The 17,349-nt window shown below is 64.8% G+C and carries 16 protein-coding genes; 13 read left to right on the top strand and 3 right to left on the bottom strand.

What is annotated here, in order from left to right:
• Positions 1-110: 110 nt before the first annotated feature.
• Positions 111-2,444 (bottom strand): UvrD-helicase domain-containing protein, encoded by a 2,334-nt coding sequence (locus tag ACLBKS_RS02465; protein ID WP_410191205.1) that lies wholly within the window; start codon positions 2,442-2,444, stop codon positions 111-113.
• A 289-nt stretch (positions 2,445-2,733) separates the two neighbouring features.
• Here ACLBKS_RS02465 and ACLBKS_RS02460 point away from each other — a divergent pair, with 289 nt between their 5' ends.
• Positions 2,734-3,612: an NAD(P)-dependent oxidoreductase gene (locus ACLBKS_RS02460; protein WP_410191204.1), complete on the top strand. Its 879-nt coding sequence runs from the start codon at positions 2,734-2,736 to the stop codon at positions 3,610-3,612.
• 35 nt (positions 3,613-3,647) lie between these two features.
• Here the strand turns inward: ACLBKS_RS02460 and ACLBKS_RS02455 are convergent, their stop codons facing one another.
• Together ACLBKS_RS02455 and ACLBKS_RS02450 are read right to left on the bottom strand one after the other, a co-directional pair.
• Positions 3,648-4,271: a hypothetical protein gene (locus ACLBKS_RS02455; protein WP_410191203.1), complete on the bottom strand. Its 624-nt coding sequence runs from the start codon at positions 4,269-4,271 to the stop codon at positions 3,648-3,650.
• A complete protein-coding gene (locus tag ACLBKS_RS02450) occupies positions 4,261-4,605 on the bottom strand; it encodes a hypothetical protein (RefSeq protein ID WP_410191202.1) in 345 nt (114 codons plus the stop codon). Before ACLBKS_RS02450 ends, ACLBKS_RS02455 begins: the two co-directional genes overlap by 11 nt.
• Here ACLBKS_RS02450 and ACLBKS_RS02445 point away from each other — a divergent pair.
• From ACLBKS_RS02445 to ACLBKS_RS02390, 12 genes are all read left to right on the top strand, one after another.
• Complete coding sequence (locus tag ACLBKS_RS02445) at positions 4,604-5,629, top strand: ABC transporter substrate-binding protein (protein ID WP_410191201.1); 1,026 nt, start codon at positions 4,604-4,606, stop codon at positions 5,627-5,629. The two genes, ACLBKS_RS02450 and ACLBKS_RS02445, sit on opposite strands and share 2 nt — an antisense overlap.
• A gap of 81 nt (positions 5,630-5,710) precedes the next feature.
• Positions 5,711-6,547 (top strand): ABC transporter ATP-binding protein, encoded by an 837-nt coding sequence (locus ACLBKS_RS02440; RefSeq protein WP_410191200.1) that lies wholly within the window; start codon positions 5,711-5,713, stop codon positions 6,545-6,547.
• A gap of 15 nt (positions 6,548-6,562) precedes the next feature.
• Complete coding sequence (locus tag ACLBKS_RS02435; protein ID WP_410191199.1) at positions 6,563-7,333, top strand: ABC transporter permease; 771 nt, start codon at positions 6,563-6,565, stop codon at positions 7,331-7,333.
• Between the two features lie 10 nt (positions 7,334-7,343).
• Positions 7,344-7,835: a nucleoside deaminase gene (locus tag ACLBKS_RS02430; RefSeq protein ID WP_410191198.1), complete on the top strand. Its 492-nt coding sequence runs from the start codon at positions 7,344-7,346 to the stop codon at positions 7,833-7,835.
• 110 nt (positions 7,836-7,945) lie between these two features.
• Complete coding sequence (locus tag ACLBKS_RS02425; protein ID WP_410191197.1) at positions 7,946-8,749, top strand: transporter substrate-binding domain-containing protein; 804 nt, start codon at positions 7,946-7,948, stop codon at positions 8,747-8,749.
• 45 nt (positions 8,750-8,794) lie between these two features.
• Complete coding sequence (locus ACLBKS_RS02420) at positions 8,795-9,466, top strand: amino acid ABC transporter permease (protein ID WP_410191196.1); 672 nt, start codon at positions 8,795-8,797, stop codon at positions 9,464-9,466.
• 15 nt (positions 9,467-9,481) lie between these two features.
• Entirely contained in the window at positions 9,482-10,135 is a 654-nt protein-coding gene (locus ACLBKS_RS02415; protein WP_410191195.1) for an amino acid ABC transporter permease, read from the top strand.
• A complete protein-coding gene (locus ACLBKS_RS02410) occupies positions 10,119-10,889 on the top strand; it encodes an amino acid ABC transporter ATP-binding protein (RefSeq protein WP_410191194.1) in 771 nt (256 codons plus the stop codon). Before ACLBKS_RS02415 ends, ACLBKS_RS02410 begins: the two co-directional genes overlap by 17 nt.
• A gap of 238 nt (positions 10,890-11,127) precedes the next feature.
• Positions 11,128-12,807: a DEAD/DEAH box helicase gene (locus ACLBKS_RS02405; protein WP_410191193.1), complete on the top strand. Its 1,680-nt coding sequence runs from the start codon at positions 11,128-11,130 to the stop codon at positions 12,805-12,807.
• A 303-nt stretch (positions 12,808-13,110) separates the two neighbouring features.
• Positions 13,111-13,623 carry a sigma-70 family RNA polymerase sigma factor gene (locus ACLBKS_RS02400; RefSeq protein WP_410191192.1) on the top strand — a complete coding sequence of 171 codons (513 nt, stop codon included), beginning with the start codon at positions 13,111-13,113 and terminating at the stop codon, positions 13,621-13,623.
• A 58-nt stretch (positions 13,624-13,681) separates the two neighbouring features.
• A complete protein-coding gene (locus ACLBKS_RS02395; protein WP_410191191.1) occupies positions 13,682-14,755 on the top strand; it encodes a FecR domain-containing protein in 1,074 nt (357 codons plus the stop codon).
• 124 nt (positions 14,756-14,879) lie between these two features.
• Positions 14,880-17,339, top strand: a complete 2,460-nt coding sequence (locus ACLBKS_RS02390) for a TonB-dependent siderophore receptor (protein ID WP_410191190.1) — start codon at positions 14,880-14,882, stop codon at positions 17,337-17,339.
• Positions 17,340-17,349: the final 10 nt, after the last annotated feature.

The following is a 17,349-nucleotide window of genomic DNA, read 5'->3' as shown; positions in this document are numbered from 1 at the left end:
TTGTCCCATGCGCCCCTTGACGGTTCGAGGAGAGCAACAGGGAGGCCACGACTCACTCAGCCTTGTGGTAGACGCGCGGACTCGTCATCAGCGCGAAGCCAGATCGCCTCTCAATCCACCACCGTCAACTTCGCCACCGACAGCGCCAACCACTTGGCCCCATGCCGCGGGAAGTTGATCTGCGCGCGCGCATCGTCGCCCGAGCCTTCGAGCGTCAGCACTTTGCCCTCTCCAAACTTGTTGTGGAAGACGTTCATGCCGATGCGCAGGCCGGTGGCGGCTTCCTGGGCTTGCTCAACGACCTTGCTGGTCGACAAGCCGGTGTCACGACCAAAGCCGCCGCCTGAGCGAGTCGCGCTGGACCAGCCGCTGTTCCAGGCCCCACCACCCCCAGCACCGTTGCCGCGCCCTGGCCCGTAGCTGTTTTGCGGCGTGAAGCCACTGCCGAACCCCTGGTTGCGGGGCGTGACCCACTTCAGCGTTTCCTCGGGCAGTTCGTCCAGGAAGCGGCTTCGGATGTGGTACCGCGTCTGACCATGCAGCATGCGCGTCTGGGCCAGGCTGAGGTACAGGCGCTTGCGCGCGCGCGTGATGGCCACGTACATCAGGCGGCGCTCTTCTTCCAGGCCATCGAAATCGCTCAGGCTGTTCTCGTGCGGGAACAGGCCTTCTTCCAGGCCGGTGATGAACACCACATCGAACTCCAGGCCCTTGCTGGCGTGCACGGTCATGAGTTGCACGGCGTCTTGGCCGTCCTGGGCCTGGTTGTCGCCGGCTTCCAGAGCGGCGTGCGTGAGGAAGGCCGCCAGCGGTGACAGCACCTCGCCGTCCGCGTCGGGGGCCGCGTTCTCCGCCGCTGCCGTGGCCTCCGCGTCGCGACCGAAGCCCTCGATGCTGACGAAGCTCTCGGCCGCAGTCACCAGTTCCTCCAAGTTTTCGATGCGGTCCGCGCCTTCGCGCTCATTGCGGTAATGCTCCACCAGGCCGCTGTGCTCCAGCACGAGTTCGATGATCTCGCGCAGGGTCAGGCCCTGGGTCTGCTCGCGCAGCACGTCGATCTTGGCGACGAAGGCCGAGAGGTTGGCGCCCGCCTTGCCACTCATGGCGTTGACCGCCGCATGCAGCGACGACCCAGCGCCCTGGTTCGCGGCGCGCGCCGCGTCCTGCAATTGCTCGATGCTGCGCGCGCCGATGCCGCGCGGCGGAAAGTTCACCACGCGCAAGAAGCTGGTGTCGTCGTTCGGGTTCTCCAGCAGGCGCAGGTAAGCCAGCGCGTGCTTGATTTCGGCGCGCTCGAAGAAGCGCAGGCCGCCGTAAACCTTGTAGGGAATACCGCTGTTGAAGAGCGCGGTTTCGATGACGCGGCTCTGGGCGTTGCTGCGGTACAGCACCGCCATCTCCTTGCGCGGCACATCGTCGCGGATGAGCTGCTTCATCTCGTCGATCAGCCACTGCGCCTCGGCGAAGTCGCTGCTGGACTCGACCACGCGCACGGGCTCGCCAGCGCCCTGCTCGGTGCGCAGGTTCTTGCCTAGGCGGTGCTTGTTGTGGCTGATCAGCGTGTTGGCGCTGTCCAGAATGTTGCTGTAGCTGCGGTAGTTCTGCTCCAGCTTGATCTGGTGTTGAACGTGGAACTCACGCACGAAGTCCGCCATATTGCCCACGCGCGCGCCGCGGAAGGCGTAGATGCTCTGGTCATCGTCGCCCACGGCGAAGACGGCGTTCTCATGGCTCGTCCCCTGCCCCGCAAGCAATTTGATCCAGGCGTATTGCAGCTTGTTGGTGTCCTGGAACTCGTCGATCAGGATGTGGCGGAAACGCCGCTGGTAATGGTCACGCACGGGGGCGTGGTCGCGCAGCAATTCATAGGAACGCAACAACAGCTCACCAAAATCGACGACGCCCTCGCGCTGGCATTGCTCTTCGTAGAGTTGGTACAGCTCCACCTTCTTGCGCGTGTCGGGGTCATGGGCCTGCACGTCGCCGGGCCGCAGTCCGTCTTCCTTGCAGCCACCGATGAACCATTGCAGCTGTTTGGGCGGGAAGCGCTCCTCGTCCACGTTGAACTGTTTGCAAAGGCGTTTGATCGCGCTTTGTTGGTCCTGGGTATCAAGAATCTGGAAGGTCTGAGGTAAACCCGCCGTCTTGTGGTGCGCGCGCAGCAGCCGGTTGCACAGGCCGTGGAAAGTGCCGATCCACATGCCGCGCACATTCACCGGCAGCATGGACTGCAGGCGCGTCATCATCTCGCGCGCAGCCTTGTTGGTGAAGGTCACGGCCAGCAGACCGCCGGGTGAAATCTGCCCGGTCTGCAGCAGCCAAGCAATGCGCGTGGTGAGTACCCGCGTCTTGCCCGAGCCCGCGCCCGCAAGGATCAGCGCGGGTTCGGCCGGCAAGGTGACGGCAGCGCGCTGCTCGGTGTTGAGGCCCACCAGCAGGGGCATGTCGGAATTGGATGGAAGGGGCGGACGCGGACCGGTTCCGGGCAAATCAAGGGGCATGCCCTGGATTGTAGAAAGCCGCCATGTACCCAACCGTGGCGCCAGTGACACGGCCACACCCCATAGACACGCACTCCTCCCCCTTCACGAGCCATCCGCGACGTAACAGTTGTAGAAATTCCATGCAAATCCATCACAATCATTCACAAGGCAGCGCACGCATGCTGGCAACCGCCGCGCGGCGTCCCCGGGGAAGTGGAACGCCGACGCGGCCTAAATTGAGGGGAAACTGATGAACATCGCCCTGCTGGGCACTGGCCTGATGGGCTACCCGATGGCAGAGCGCCTTTGCGGCCTCTGCAAGGCCGGACACGCGGTCAGCGTCTGGAACCGTACGCGCGCCAAGGCAGACAGCCTCGCCGCGCTGGGTGCGCAAGTGCACGACAGCGCCGCGGCCGCCGCGCGCGACGCCGAATTCGTCATCACCATGCTGACGGATGGCGAAGCGGTGGAGGATGTGCTGTTCTCCCAAGGCGTCGCCCGGGCCATGCACCCGGGTTCAGTCCTGCTGGACATGTCCTCCATCCAGCCCGCGCAGGCACGGGCCCATGCAGAACGTCTGGGCACCATGGGCATCGTGCACATGGACGCCCCCGTCTCAGGCGGAACGCTGGGCGCTGCGGCCGGCACGCTGGTCATCATGGTCGGGGGCAAGGCCACGACCTTTGAACGCGCGCGCCCCGTCTTCGGGCCGCTGGGCCGCGCCACCCTGGTCGGCGGCAGTGGCGCGGGGCAACTCACGAAATTGGCCAACCAGATGATCGTGGGCATCACCATCGGGGCCGTGGCTGAGGCGCTGCTGTTGTGTGAAAAAGGCGGGGCCAACCCGGCCAAGGTGCGGGAGGCCATCACCGGCGGCTTCGCGGACAGTCGCGTCCTGCAAGTGCACGGGCAACGCATGGTGGACCACAGCTACCCGCCTGGCGCCCGCATGAGCGTGCAGCTCAAGGACTTGCGCAACGCGCTGTCGACCGCCCAAGCACTGGAAATGGAGACCCCTATCACCAGCCTGCTGGAACAGCTGTACGCCAGTGGCGTCAGGGCGGGCCTGAGCGATCTGGACCATTCGGCCTTGCACCTGGCGCTCGCACAGCGCAACCGGATGGCCTGACATTCGCGGGCCATCGCGGCCGGCGCACATGCCGCTCAAACGTTTGCGGAAGGTGGTCTGCGGGAGTGCCAAGGCACCCACGCCAGCACGCCGACGAGCAGCAGCATGGCCAATACACCCCACTGCCAGCGCGCCGGTGCCGGCCCCTCGGAGCGAGCAGCATCGTAGGCTGCCTTGAAATCTTCATAGGCGTGGTGCACCGGTCCACAATGCAGTTCCCAAATGCGGAAGCGCGGCGCTGTACCTAGCCCCTGCAAAAACTGCCCTCGCACATAGCCCATGCAGCCGGGCAACTTCCGCAAGGCCGCGTCATCCAGCACGGTGCTGCGCCGCCCTGGCCAGGTCAACGGAACCGGAAACTCCATGCTTTGCTGAGTGTCGTCGGCCAATCGCACGTTCAGAGCGGGCTGGGCGTTCGCCAACCAGGCGATCTTGGCGTCAGGGCCCTCCAGCACATGCAGCACCTCGATCGGCACGATGGGCCAGCGCGCGACGTCCGCCGCGGATTCAGGAACTGGATTGAGCCCTTGCGCTCGCAGCGTGTAGCCGACGTGCAGGCCACACAGCGCAAGCAGCAGCAGGCTTGTGATGCGCAGCAGCCACCGGAGAGGGGAGGCGGCGAGATGGTTGCTCCAGGAGCGGAACAGGTCAGATAACATCGGGCGGCATCATAACGACGCAGGCAAGGGCGGCAGATGGGTGATGGGTCAGCCACGCACCGCAGACAGGCACCGACCGCAAGACGCGCACCACTTCAGGGCGCGAACAATCCATGGGCCTCGACCGTTCGCATCCGGGAATCCCCGCCATGCCGGACACCCCGATGCGCTTGACTTTGTATACATCGGTGTTTTCAATGAGGTTTTCGATCCGGCTTTGAACTGGCATCGTTTTTGCTGATTCACCTTGCTGAAACCTGTTGCCGTTCGACCCGGCGCCATCACTCCCGCGCAGTCCACCGCGCCATTCCTCAACCAGGAGCTCCCTCATCATGCGCAAGCGTTCCTTCCTGCAAGCCTCCGCCGTCCTGGCCGCCACACTGACTTTCGGGTTGGCCCAGGCCCAGACCCCGGTCAAATTCCAGCTCGACTGGCGTTTTGAAGGTCCCTCGGCCCTGTTCCTGCAGCCGGTGGCCAAAGGCCACTTCAAGGCCGCCGGCCTGGACGTCACGGTGGACGCTGGTAACGGTTCGGGCGGCACGGTCACCCGCGTGGCCTCGGGCGCCTACGACATGGGCTTCGCCGACATGGCTTCGCTGATGGAGTTCCATGCCAACAATCCGGACGCGCCCAACAAGCCGGTGGCCGTGATGATGGTCTACAACAGCACGCCCGCCTCCGTGCTGGCCCTCAAGAAGTCGGGCATCAGCAAGCCGGCCGACCTGTCTGGCAAGAAGCTGGGTGCGCCTGTGTTCGACGCCGGCCGCAAAGCCTTCCCGATTTTCGAAGCCGCGAACAAAATCACGGGCGTGACGTGGACGGCCATGGACCCGCCGCTGCGCGAGACCATGCTGGCGCGTGGCGACGTGGATGCCATCACGGGCTTTTCCTTCACCTCGCTGCTCAACCTCGAGGCACGTGGCGTGAAGGCCGAGGACGTGGTCATCCTGCCCTACCCGGAATACGGCGTGAAGCTCTACGCCAACGCCATCATCGTTTCGCCCAAGTTCCTGCAAGAGAAGCCCGAAGCCGTGAAGGCTTTCCTCAAGGCTTTTGCCAAAGGTGCCAAGGAAGTCATCGCCGACCCCGCTGCGTCCGTGGCCTACATCAAGGAGCGCGACGGCATCATTGACGTGGCCCTGGAGACCCGCCGCCTGAAGATGGCGATCGACTCCACCATCGCCACGCCCGACACCTACAAGGAAGGCTTTGGTCAAGTCGATGCCAAGCGCCTCGCGATGATGGCCACCCAGGTGTCCGACGCCTTCAAGACCAAGACGCCGGTCGATGCCAAGGTGGTCTGGAACGGTGCCTTCCTGCCCGCCAAGGCCGATCTGGACATCCTGCCCAAGAAGTAAAGAACACTGGTTTTCTCTTCTGATCTTGCGGCCAGCCAGTTCCCCAGACTGCTGGCCGTTTTTTCAAGCAGCGCACCCGTCATGCCCAACGAAGTTTCCCCCAACGCAGCGCCTTTCGTCGAGTTCAGCGATGTCTGGCTCGCCTACAACGACGAGTTGCTGGCGCAGAACCAGTTCGCCGTGGAAGCGATCAATCTGAAGGTCCGCCAAGGTGAGTTCATCGCCATCGTCGGCCCCTCGGGCTGCGGCAAGTCCACCTTCATGAAGCTGACCACCGGCTTGAAGATGCCCAGCATGGGCCGCATCCGCGTCGATGGACAGCCCGTGACGGGGCCGCTCAAGATTTCGGGCATGGCCTTCCAGGCACCCTCGCTGCTGCCCTGGCGCACCACGCTGGACAATGTGCTGCTGCCACTGGAAATCGTGGAGCCGCATCGGTCTCTGCTCAAGAAGAACCGCAAGCAGTATGAAGAGCGTGCCCGCGGCTTGCTGGCCACCGTGGGGCTGGCCGGCTATGAAAAGAAGTTCCCGTGGGAGCTGTCCGGGGGCATGCAGCAGCGCGCCAGCATCTGCCGGGCGCTGATCCACGAACCCAAGATGCTGTTGCTGGACGAGCCCTTCGGCGCGCTCGACGCGTTCACCCGCGAGGAGCTCTGGTGCACATTGCGCGACCTGCACGCGGCCCAGAAGTTCAATGTGATCCTGGTGACGCACGATCTGCGTGAAAGCGTGTTCCTGGCCGACACGGTGTACGTGATGAGCAAGGGTCCGGGCCGCTTTGTCGTTCAGCGCGACATCGATCTTCCTCGTCCACGTGAACTGGAAGTGACCTACACACCCGAGTTCACCAACATCGTTCACGAGCTGCGCGGGCACATCGGCGCCATGCGCAAGACCGGCACGGTGATCAATCAATAAGCGGGAACCGGAACCATGAACCACCGCAAAGCCGTCGAACGCTGGGCCCCGCTGCTGCTGCTGGCCTTCATCGTCATCCTTTGGCAGATCATCTGCTCGGGTCTGAACGTTTCCGAATTCATCTTCCCCAGCCCCTTGCGCATCTGGGAACAAACACTGGAGCACAAGGCCACCATCGCGGCCCACGCCTGGCGCACCTTCTGGGTCACCATGGCTGGCTTTGGCATCGCCATCGCTGTGGGGGTGCTGCTGGGCTTTTTGATCGGCAGCTCGCGCCTGGCCTATGCCGCCGTTTACCCGCTGATGACGGCCTTCAACGCCCTGCCCAAAGCCGCCTTCGTGCCGGTGTTGGTGGTGTGGTTCGGCATCGGCATCGGCCCGGCCATCCTCACAGCCTTCCTGATCAGCTTCTTCCCCATCATGGTCAACATCGCCACCGGCTTGGCCACGCTGGAACCGGAGCTGGAAGATGTGCTGCGCGTGCTGGGCGCGCGCCGCTGGGACGTGCTGATCAAAGTCGGCCTGCCGCGCAGCCTGCCCTACTTCTTTGGCTCGCTCAAGGTCGCCATCACCCTGGCCTTCGTCGGCACGACGGTGTCAGAAATGACCGCGGCCAACGAGGGCATCGGATACCTGCTGATCTCCGCCGGCTCGGCCATGAAGATGGGCCTGGCTTTTTCGGGCCTGCTGGTCGTGGGCGTGATGGCCATGCTGATGTACGAGCTGTTCAGCTTCATCGAGAAGCACACGACGGCCTGGGCGCATCGCGGCTCCCAGAACCAGTGAAAGAAGACGCGTGAGCCCCGAACAAGTGATCCGCCACCTCAAGCGCGCCAACGACGTGGCACGGCGCGCGCGCGACGAGTTGGGCCGACATCCGTTTGGCGCCATCCTCGTGGCACCCGATGGCGAGACGGTTTTGGCCGAACAGGGCAATGTGGACACGGTGAACCACGCGGAGTCCGTGCTGGCCCGCACGGCTGCGTTGAACTACAAACCCGAATACTTGGGCCAATGCACGCTGGTCACCACGGTGGAACCTTGCGCCATGTGCGCGGGCACGCAGTACTGGGCTGGCATAGGCCAACTCGTTTATGGCTTGAGTGAACGCCGATTGCTCGCGCTCACCGGCAGCCACGACGAAAACCCGACCATGGATCTGCCCTGCCGTACCGTCTTCGCCGCAGGTCAAAAACGCATCCAGGTCATTGGCCCCGTGTCCGACATGGAAGACGAAATCGCCGCCCTCCACCGCGATTTCTGGCAACCCCAGCCCAAGGACCACTGACCCCCAGCCCCACTGCCCCACTGAACCCCCGCCCTTGCGCCATCCACGCAACGGCATGAATTCCGCCCCCCAAATACACACCCCCTTAGCCCACACACAGGAGTCCCGTGATGAACCGACGCCCCTTCCTCCATGCCATCCTTGGCGCAGCAGCGACCACCCTGGCCTTGCTGTGCACCCCGGCCCAAGCGCAAGACGCGCTGAGCCAGGTCATGCAAACCAAGAAGATCAAGATTGCCGTGCCCACCGACTACCCGCCATATGGATTCGTGGGCCTGGACCTGCAACCCCAGGGTCTGGACATTGAAGTCGCCAAGCTGATCGCCAACAAGTTGGGCGTGGCGGTGGAACTCGTGCCCGTGACCAGCGCCAACCGCATCCCTTACCTGCAAACCGGTCAAGTGCAGCTGGTGATCTCCACCCTGGGCAAGAACCCCGATCGCATGAAGGTGATCGACTTCACGCACGCTTACTCGCCCTTCTTCCAGGCGGTCTACGCGCCCAAGGGTCTGGCCATCAAGAACTTCGCGGACCTGGGCGGCAAGACCATCGCCGTCGCCAAGGGTGCGATGGAGGAGCAAGAGTTGGTGAAGGCCGGTCCGGCCAGCATGGTGTTCAAGCGCTATGAAGACCAAGCCGCCAGCACGGCTGCCTTCGTCGCGGGTCAGACGCAGGTCATCGCCACCAGCGTTTCCAACGCCACCTTGATGATGCAGAAGAACCCGCAGCTCGGCGCCGAATTCAAGTTGCTGATCAAGGACAGCCCCAACTTCATCGGCGTCGCCAAGGGGCAAGACGCCCTGCGCGCCAAGGTGAACGAGATCCTGCTGGCAGCACGCAAGGACGGCACCATCGACAAGCTGGCTCAGCAGTGGTTGGGCCGCCCGGCGGGCGATTTGCCGCTGTCCGAGTAAGGCCTACGAAATCTTTTCCCCCAGGCACACCCCCCTCACCGCACCATGGTCACCACCCTCGATTTCAGCTTGCTGCTCGCGCAGTGGCCCTTCCTGTTGCGGGGCGTGGCCTGGACGCTGGGGCTGACGGCGATAGCCATGGCCTTGGGCCTGGTGGTCGGCGTCGCCTGCGCCTGGGCCCGAACAACGAGCTCTCGCAGCCTGCTGTGGCTGCGCGCGGTCACAGGCACCTACGTGGAGCTGATCCGCAACACGCCCTTCATCGTCCAGCTCTTCTTCATCTTCTTTGGCCTGCCCTCGGTGGGGCTGCGGCTTTCACCGGAAGTGGCTTCCATCCTCGCGATGGTGCTCAACCTCGGTGCTTACTCCGCCGAGATCATCCGCGCCGGCGTGCAGGCCACGCCGCGCGGACAGATCGAGGCCGCGCTGAGCTTGGCGCTCAACCGCTGGCAGGTCTACACGCGCGTGGTGCTGCCGCCCGCGCTCCAACGGGTGTGGCCCGCGTTGGTGAGTCAGATCATCATCGTGATGCTGGGCTCCGCCGTGTGCGGACAGATCTCCACCGAAGAACTGAGCTATGCCGCGAACGTCATCTCGGCGGCGAGCTTTCGGACCTTTGAGTCCTACATCGTGGTCACGGCGGTCTACCTGCTGCTGGCCATCGCCCTGCGCCGCCTCCTCCACTGGGTGGGGCCGCGCTTCATTTTTGGACGCTGATCTCAAGGAAACACCATGCCTGAATTCAGCCTCTGGGACATCCTGCGCAATCTTCTGTTGGCGGCGCGCTGGACGGTGGTGCTTTCGTTGATCGCTTTCATCGGCGGCGGTCTGGTGGGAGGGCTGTTGCTGGTGCTGCGCCTGACACGTTTGCGCGGCATGGATCGCGCCGTCGCTCTCTACGTGCAAATCTTTCAGGGCACGCCGCTGCTGATGCAGCTCTTCCTGACCTATTTTGGTTTCGCGCTGCTGGGCTTGCAAACCTCGCCCTGGACGGCGGCTGGCCTGGCCCTCACGCTATACACCAGCGCCTACCTGACAGAGATCTGGCGCGGCTGCGTGGCCGCCATTCCCCGTGGCCAATGGGAAGCCGCGCAGAGCCTCGCGCTGAATTTCGGCGAGCAGCTGCGCCACGTCATCCTCCCTCAAGCGCTGCGCATCGCGGTTCCGCCCACGGTGGGATTCCTCGTGCAGGTGGTCAAGGGCACGGCGCTGGCGTCCGTCATCGGCTTCGTTGAACTCACGCGCGCGGGCAACATGATTTCCAACGTCACCTACCAGCCCTTCACTGTGTTCGCCTGCGTGGCCCTGCTGTACTTTGCACTCTGCTGGCCCATCAGCCTCTACGCCCAAACCCTCGAAAGAAAGCTCCATGCAAACCGCCGCTGAGCCCCCCGCCGTTCACGCGGATCCCATCGTCAGGATCACCGCGCTGCGCAAAAGCTACGGAACCAACGAGGTCCTCAAAGGCATCGACCTTGACGTGGGCCGCGGCGAGGTCATCGCCATCATCGGCAAGAGTGGCTCGGGCAAAAGCACGCTGCTGCGTTGCGTCAACGGCCTGGAAGAGTTTCAGGAGGGCTCGCTGATCGTCGACGGCAAGCAACTGCTGCACGACAGCGCCATGGCCATGCGCGCGCTGCGTCAACGCGTCGGCATGATCTTCCAGAGCTTCAATCTGTTTCCGCACCTCACAGTGGGCCGCAACATCATGCTCGCGCCCACGCTGGTCAAGCAGCGCAACAAGACCGAAGCCGCGGATCAGGCGCGCGCCCTGCTCGCGCGCGTGGGCCTGGCCGAGAAATTCGACGCCATGCCGGACCAGCTCTCCGGCGGCCAACAACAGCGCGTGGCCATCGCCCGAGCCCTGGCCATGGAACCGGCCGTGCTGCTCTGCGACGAAATCACTTCGGCGCTGGACCCCGAACTCGTGGGCGAGGTGCTGCGCGTGGTCGAGTCCTTGGCCCAAGAGGGCATGACGCTGCTCATGGTCACGCACGAGATGAACTTTGCCCGCAAGGTCAGCGACCGGGTGATCTTCATGCACCAAGGCCGCGTGCACGAGTCCGGCCCGCCCGCGCGGATCTTCGGCGATCCGCAGACGCCTGAACTCAAGCAGTTCTTGTCCTCGTTGCACGGCTGAGCACAGGCTGTCTGGCCACGCTCGCGGCTGCGGCGCCAGGAAACATGCGACAATACGCCCCGTCGCGCTCTTCAGTTGGCCGCGACACCAGCAATCCGCTGGGGGCTGTCACCAATCTGGCTGACCCGCCCGCTCTTGTGAACCCATGTCTGCCTTTGACTGATCGGTGTCCGGACTATTCCTCCGGCCGCTGTACAGGCCGATATCCCTGCGCCCCGGACCGGGCGCGATCATCCCAATGAACTTTGAAGAACTGAAACTGGCCCCGGCCATCCTGAAGGCTGTCCGTGAGCAAGGTTATGAAACGCCCACCGCGATCCAGGAACAGGCCATCCCGCTGATCCTGCAGGGCAACGATCTGCTGGGCGGCGCCCAGACGGGCACCGGCAAAACCGCGGCTTTCACCCTGCCCCTGCTGCACAACCTGAGCATGCGCCGCAGCGCGCAGAACAAATGGGGCGGCAATGGTATTCGCGCCCTGGTGCTCACGCCCACGCGGGAACTGGCCGCGCAGGTCGAAGAGTCCGTGCGCAACTACGGCAAGTACCTGCAGCTGTCGTCCACCGTGATCTTCGGCGGCGTGGGCATGAACCCGCAGATCGACCGTGTCAAGAAGGGCGTGGACATCCTGGTCGCGACCCCCGGCCGTCTGTTGGACCTGCAACAACAAGGCTTCATGGACCTGTCTCAGGTGCAGATGCTGGTGCTCGACGAAGCCGACCGCATGCTGGACATGGGCTTCATCCATGACGTGAAGAAGGTGCTGGCCCTTTTACCGAAGGAAAAGCAAAGCCTGCTGTTTTCCGCCACCTTCAGTGACGAGATCCGCGCCCTGGCCGAGGGCCTGCTCAAGAACCCGCAGAGCGTGCAAGTCACGCCGCGCAACACCACGGTCCAGCGCATCACGCAAAGCGTGCACACCGTGGGCCGCAGCAAGAAAAAGGCCCTGCTCGCGCACATCATCAACACGCATGAGTGGAGCCAGGTGCTGGTGTTCACGCGCACCAAGTTCGGCGCCAACCATGTGGCCGAGTACCTGAACAAGAATGGCGTCACCGCCATGGCCCTGCACGGCAACAAGAGCCAGGGTGCCCGCACCCAGGCGCTGGCGGGCTTCAAGAGCGGCGAGATCCGCGCCTTGGTGGCGACCGACATCGCCGCGCGCGGCATCGACATCGACGAGCTGCCGCACGTCGTGAACTACGAAATCCCCAACATCCCCGAAGACTACGTGCACCGCATCGGCCGCACGGGCCGCGCGGGCCGCGAAGGCCAAGCGGTCAACCTGGTCTGCCTGGATGAACAGGGCTTCATGGCCGAGATCGAACGCTTCACCAAGCAGCAGATCGCGGTGGTTGAAACGCCCGTCGAATTCGCACCTGACGCCGACGAGCGCGCCGAACCCATCGCGATGGGCCGCCAGACGCTGTGGGGCGGCCTGGGCAAACCGCCGAGCCGCGAAGTGATGGCCGCCGCCGCCAAGGCCGCGCGTCAGGAAATGGTGCAACGCATCCGCGAGAACAAGGCCGGCCAAGGCGAACGCGGGGCGAGCGGCAATGGAGGTGGCGGTGGCCACCGTGGCAACGGCCAAGGTCGTCAGAGCCAGAACCGTCAAGACCGTCCTGAAGGTCAAGGCCAACGCCAGGGCAGACCCCAAGGTGGTGGCCAGGGCGGCAACCGCAATAACGAACAACGCCGGGCCGGCGGCGGTGGCCGCGGACAAGGCGGCGGCAATGGTGGTGGGTATGGTGGTAGCGGCGGTCAGCCTGATCCGCTGCGCACCCGCACCGACTCCCTGAGCCAAGGCAATCGCCGCCGTGGCGGCGGCGGCGGCAACCGCGGGGGTCAAGGCGGCAAGGGCCAGGGCGGCGGCGGTGTTGACCCGCTGCGCACGAACTTCGGGCGCATCAGCCACTGACGATCAGCCAACGACAGGCTGAACGCACCCCTTCAAAAAACGGCCCGGAATTCCGGGCCGTTTTTTCATGGCCCGCCATGTTGAGGCACAACCGGTATTCCCGGACTCGCCCGCTTGTCCGAAGTCCTTTTCTTTTGCATCCCCTGCGATGTCGCCTTGGCACCACAAACCACAAGGCCATCGATGCCGCGCAAGCTCCGTTTACCGGCTTCTTTTGTCCAAACCCAAATCCCACACTAAAATGAGATCAATTCTCATTTGATTCTGACTGGGCCAAGGTTGGGCCCTCCGCAGGAGAGCAGCGTGTCATTGGCCCCACCTCTGCAGCAAGAAGTCCATGCGCTTTACAGCGAACACCATCCTTGGCTGCAGGGCTGGTTGCGGCGCAAGCTGGGTGGCGACACTTTTGACGCGGCTGATCTGGCGCAAGACGTCTTCATGCGGCTGCTGCTGCGGCGTGAACCTGCTCAGGCCCGCGAGCCTCGCGCTTTTCTCGCCACCATCGCACATGGCCTCGTTGTCGAACACTGGCGGCGGCGCGAACTGGAACTGGCCTGGCTGGAGACCCTGGCTGCCCTGCCCGAGCCACAGGCGCCGTCACCCGAAACCCGGCTCGTCTTGCTCGAGGCGCTGATCGAGATTGACCGGGTACTCGATACCCTCAAGCCCCCGGTGCGCTCGGCCTTCCTGCTGGCGCAGCTGGATGGCCTGACTTGCCCCCAGATCGCCACCCGGCTCGGCGTTTCGCTTGCCACGGTGGAGCGCTACATCGCCAAGGCGCTGCGGGCTTGCTACGCCCTGCACTTCGAAGCATGAGCACGCCGGGCCGCTCTCAAGCGCGAATCGCGGAACGCTCGGCGCGGAGGGTCGTTCAGTGAACGAAGGCGCCGTCTCCAGCTCCGCCTTGCACGGTACCGAAGGCGGCGGGCCGATCCAAGGCCAGGTCCCGGACCAGGGCATTGACCTTCCCAAGTCCGTCATTGACGCCGCCATCATCTGGGCGGTGAAGTTCGACTACAGCGCTCCTACCCCTGAAGTCCGCAGCGCCTTCGAGCATTGGCTTGCGCAAAGCAACCTCCATGCCCTCGCGTGGCAACGGGTGCGTTCACTCAGGACGCCGTTCACCACCATGCCCGCGCATCTGCTGCGCTCCACGCTCGATGCCGCCCAGGCCAGGCACGAGCAAGGGCGACAGAACCGGCGCCGGGGCTTGAAGCTGCTCTCGGTTGCCGGCCTGGCGCTGGCCTCCAGTTGGCTGATGCGCGAGCACACTCCCTGGCAGCGCCTGCTGGCCGACGCCAGCACGGCCGTCGGCGAACAGAAGACGCTGCGCCTGGCCGACGGCAGCGTCGTCGTGCTCAACACCGACAGCGCCGTCAGCACCGACCTGGCTGGCGACCGCCGCCTGATCGTGCTGCGCCGCGGCGAAGCGCTGGTCACCACCGGCGCCGACGCCGACGCGGCCACGCGCCTCGGCGAGAAGCGCCCGTTCTGGGTCTGCACCCCCTTCGGCCGCCTGCAGGCACTCGGCACGCGCTTCACGGTACGACTGGAAGACAGGCGCGCCCGCATCACCGTGCAGGAGGGCGCGGTCGAGGCGCACCCCGTCAACGACGCGGCCAGCCGCGTCATCCACCCCGGCGAAAGCGCCTGGCTGACCGACGACGGGGTGACCACCGCCGACCTGCTCGGCCTCGTGCCCGGCGCCTGGGCCGACGGGGTTTTGGAAGGCCGCAACATCCGCCTGGCCGACCTGCTGGCCGAACTCAACCGCTACCGCAACGGCCGCATCCACTGCGACGAGCGCGTAGCCGACTTGCGGGTCTCGGGCCTCTTCCACGTGCGCAACACCGACCAGGCCCTGCAGTTCCTGCTGCAGACCCAGCCCGTCAGCATCACCTACCGCACGCGGTTCTGGGTGTCGGTGGGGCCGGAACCAGGGGGTTGAAGCGGGGCGGCGACCGCGTCTGCGGCCCGCCCCAGAATTTTTTTCGCGAAAAGTGAGGGGATTTCGATTCTCAAGCGGCTTTCCAGAAGAAAGCACTTCATCAACCCCTTTTCGAGAATCCGATATGCCCCTCACCCGCCAGAAAACAGCGCGACCGCTGCGCCGCAGCGCTGATGCTTCATCCTCCACCGTCTTTGCCCGGCCCACCGTGCTGGCGCTGGCGCTGCACGGCGCTCTGGCCATTGGCGCCGTGGCACTGCCACTGCCCGCGCTCGCCCAGTCTGCGCCCGCCAACGCGCCGCCAGCGGGTGACGCCGTCAAGAACTTCGACGTGCCGGCCGGCCCGATGGTTGCGGCGCTCAACCGCTTTGCGCGCACCGCGGGCGTGAACCTCGCCTACGACCCGGCGCTGCTGGAGGGACTGAGCACGAAGGGGCTGTCGGGTAGCCATTCGGTGGCGACGGGGCTGTCGCTGCTGCTGGACGGCACGGGACTGGAGGCAGTAGCGCAGACCGGCGGCGGGTATCAGGTGCGACGGGCGACTGTGGCGGTTACCCTGGCTAAGGTCAGCGTGATCGGCCAGGCCGATGGCATTGGCGGCCTGAAGGGGACCTATTCGGGTGGCCAACTGGCGCGTGGCGGCAACTTGGGCGTGCTGGGCATCCAGGATCTGATGGACGTTCCGTTCAGCACCACCAACTACACTTCGGAGCTGATCGCGAACCAGCAAGGTCTGACCGTGTCGGACGTCGTGATGAATGACGCGTCCGTGCGCACCCTGCAGGCACGCGGCGGCTATGGCGAGGACTACCAGGTCCGCGGTTTCCCGATCAACGCCCGCGACGTCGGTGTCAACGGCTTGTACGGCCTGTCGCCCAACACCCGTATGCCGCTGGAAATGGTCGAGCGCGTCGAAGTGCTCAAAGGTCCGGGGTCGTTCCTCAGCGGCGTGGGCCCCAGCGGCAGCATCGGCGGAGGCATCAACGTGGTGACCAAGCGCGGAACCGACGTCCCCCTGACGCGCCTGACCGCTACCTACATGGGCAAGGCCCAGTTCGGCACCCACATGGACGTGGGCCGTCGCTTCGGCGAGGACAACGAATGGGGCGTGCGTGTCAACGGCCTGCTGCGCGACGGCGAAGGCAACGTGGATGGCGGCAACCAGCGCGTGGGCCTGGGTTCGCTGGGCGTGGACTACGCCGGTGCCCGCCTGCGCTGGTCGGCCGACCTGCTCTACGTGAACAACGAGACCCAGGAATTCCGTCCCCAGACGGCCTTCCTGGCCGGCATCACGCAGGTGCCGAAAGTGCCGGACGCCCGCAAGAGCTACTACCCTGGCGCCGACATGGAAGACCAGAGCAAGATGGCGATCACCCGTCTGGAATTCGACATCACCCCGGACACCACTGTGTACGGCGGCATCGGTTACACCGACAACACCAGCGAACAGAACTTCCCGACCGCATCGAGTCGCGTGAACAGCGCCGGTGACTTCACGGTGCGCAACGGCTACTACGACGAGTACAACAAGACCCTGTCCGCCGACACCGGCGTGCGCACGCGCTTCAAGACCGGCAGCATCGGCCACACGGCGGTGCTCGCGGCAAGCAAGCTGCAGCGCGAAACCGGCTACTTCTACCAGCTCACGGACGCACCAGGCGTGGCCTCCAACCTCTACGATCCCGCGCCGCTGCCGACCATCAATTTCGCGCGGGGCACGCCGACCAAGAGCGCCGAGTCGGAGCTGTCCAGCCTGGCGCTGGTCGATACGCTGTCATTCGTGGATGACAGCCTTCTGGTGTCGCTGGGCGCGCGCAACCAAAGGATCAATCAGAAGAGCGTCAACGGCTCCACGCCCTATGACGAAAGCGCCGTCACGCCGCTGGTCGGCGTGGTGGTCAAGCCGAACAAGAACACCTCGGTGTACGGCAACTACACCGCCGGCCTGCAGGCGGGAGGCATCGCTGCGCCGGCCAGGGCCAACGCAGGTGAGGTCTTCGCTCCGCAGAAATCCAACCAGATCGAACTGGGCGCAAAGTACGACTGGGGCCGCCTGATGACGCAGGCCTCCATCTACCAGATCGAGCGTCCCAACAGCATGACCGATCCGGTGACCAACATCTACAGCTTCGACGGCGAACAGCGCAACCGCGGCCTGGAGCTGACGGCCTACGGCGAAGTCACGCGCGGCCTGCGCCTGATGGCCAGCGCCGCCTTCAATGACGCCAAGATGACCAAGACGGCTGGTGGCGTCAACCAGGGCAAGGACGCAACGGGCGTGCCGGACCGCACGTTCAACGCCGGTCTCGACTGGGATACGCCGTGGGTGCAGGGCCTGAGCCTAAACGGCCGAGTCATCCACACCTCATCCATGTGGTACGACGCCGCCAACACGCTGCGCATGCCGTCCTGGACGCGCCTGGACCTCGGCGCCCGCTACAAAACCACCGTGGCTGACAAGCCGGTGGTGCTGCGCGCCAATCTCGAGAACGTGACCGACGAGGCTTACTGGGTGACCGCTTCGGGCTACGTTACCGTCGGCGCGCCGCGCACCCTGATGCTGTCCGCCCAGGTGGATTTCTAAGCGAAGCGGT

Origin of the sequence: Hylemonella sp. W303a, assembly GCF_046452315.1 — a bacterium.
Classification (GTDB): domain Bacteria; phylum Pseudomonadota; class Gammaproteobacteria; order Burkholderiales; family Burkholderiaceae_C; genus Hylemonella.
This window is presented reverse-complemented; position numbering and strand designations above follow the sequence as displayed.

Bases quoted from the DNA above. Each gene is read 5' to 3' on its own strand.
- ACLBKS_RS02465 (WP_410191205.1), bottom strand. From the start codon at position 2,444: ATGCCCCTGCTGGTGGGCCTCAACACCGAGCAGCGCGCTGCCGTCACC.
- ACLBKS_RS02460 (WP_410191204.1), top strand. From the start codon at position 2,734: ATGAACATCGCCCTGCTGGGCACTGGCCTGATGGGCTACCCGATGGCA.
- ACLBKS_RS02455 (WP_410191203.1), bottom strand. From the start codon at position 4,271: ATGTTATCTGACCTGTTCCGCTCCTGGAGCAACCATCTCGCCGCCTCC.
- ACLBKS_RS02445 (WP_410191201.1), top strand. From the start codon at position 4,604: ATGCGCAAGCGTTCCTTCCTGCAAGCCTCCGCCGTCCTGGCCGCCACA.
- ACLBKS_RS02450 (WP_410191202.1), bottom strand. From the start codon at position 4,605: ATGATGAGGGAGCTCCTGGTTGAGGAATGGCGCGGTGGACTGCGCGGG.
- ACLBKS_RS02440 (WP_410191200.1), top strand. From the start codon at position 5,711: ATGCCCAACGAAGTTTCCCCCAACGCAGCGCCTTTCGTCGAGTTCAGC.
- ACLBKS_RS02435 (WP_410191199.1), top strand. From the start codon at position 6,563: ATGAACCACCGCAAAGCCGTCGAACGCTGGGCCCCGCTGCTGCTGCTG.
- ACLBKS_RS02425 (WP_410191197.1), top strand. From the start codon at position 7,946: ATGAACCGACGCCCCTTCCTCCATGCCATCCTTGGCGCAGCAGCGACC.
- ACLBKS_RS02420 (WP_410191196.1), top strand. From the start codon at position 8,795: ATGGTCACCACCCTCGATTTCAGCTTGCTGCTCGCGCAGTGGCCCTTC.
- ACLBKS_RS02415 (WP_410191195.1), top strand. From the start codon at position 9,482: ATGCCTGAATTCAGCCTCTGGGACATCCTGCGCAATCTTCTGTTGGCG.
- ACLBKS_RS02410 (WP_410191194.1), top strand. From the start codon at position 10,119: ATGCAAACCGCCGCTGAGCCCCCCGCCGTTCACGCGGATCCCATCGTC.
- ACLBKS_RS02405 (WP_410191193.1), top strand. From the start codon at position 11,128: ATGAACTTTGAAGAACTGAAACTGGCCCCGGCCATCCTGAAGGCTGTC.
- ACLBKS_RS02390 (WP_410191190.1), top strand. From the start codon at position 14,880: ATGCCCCTCACCCGCCAGAAAACAGCGCGACCGCTGCGCCGCAGCGCT.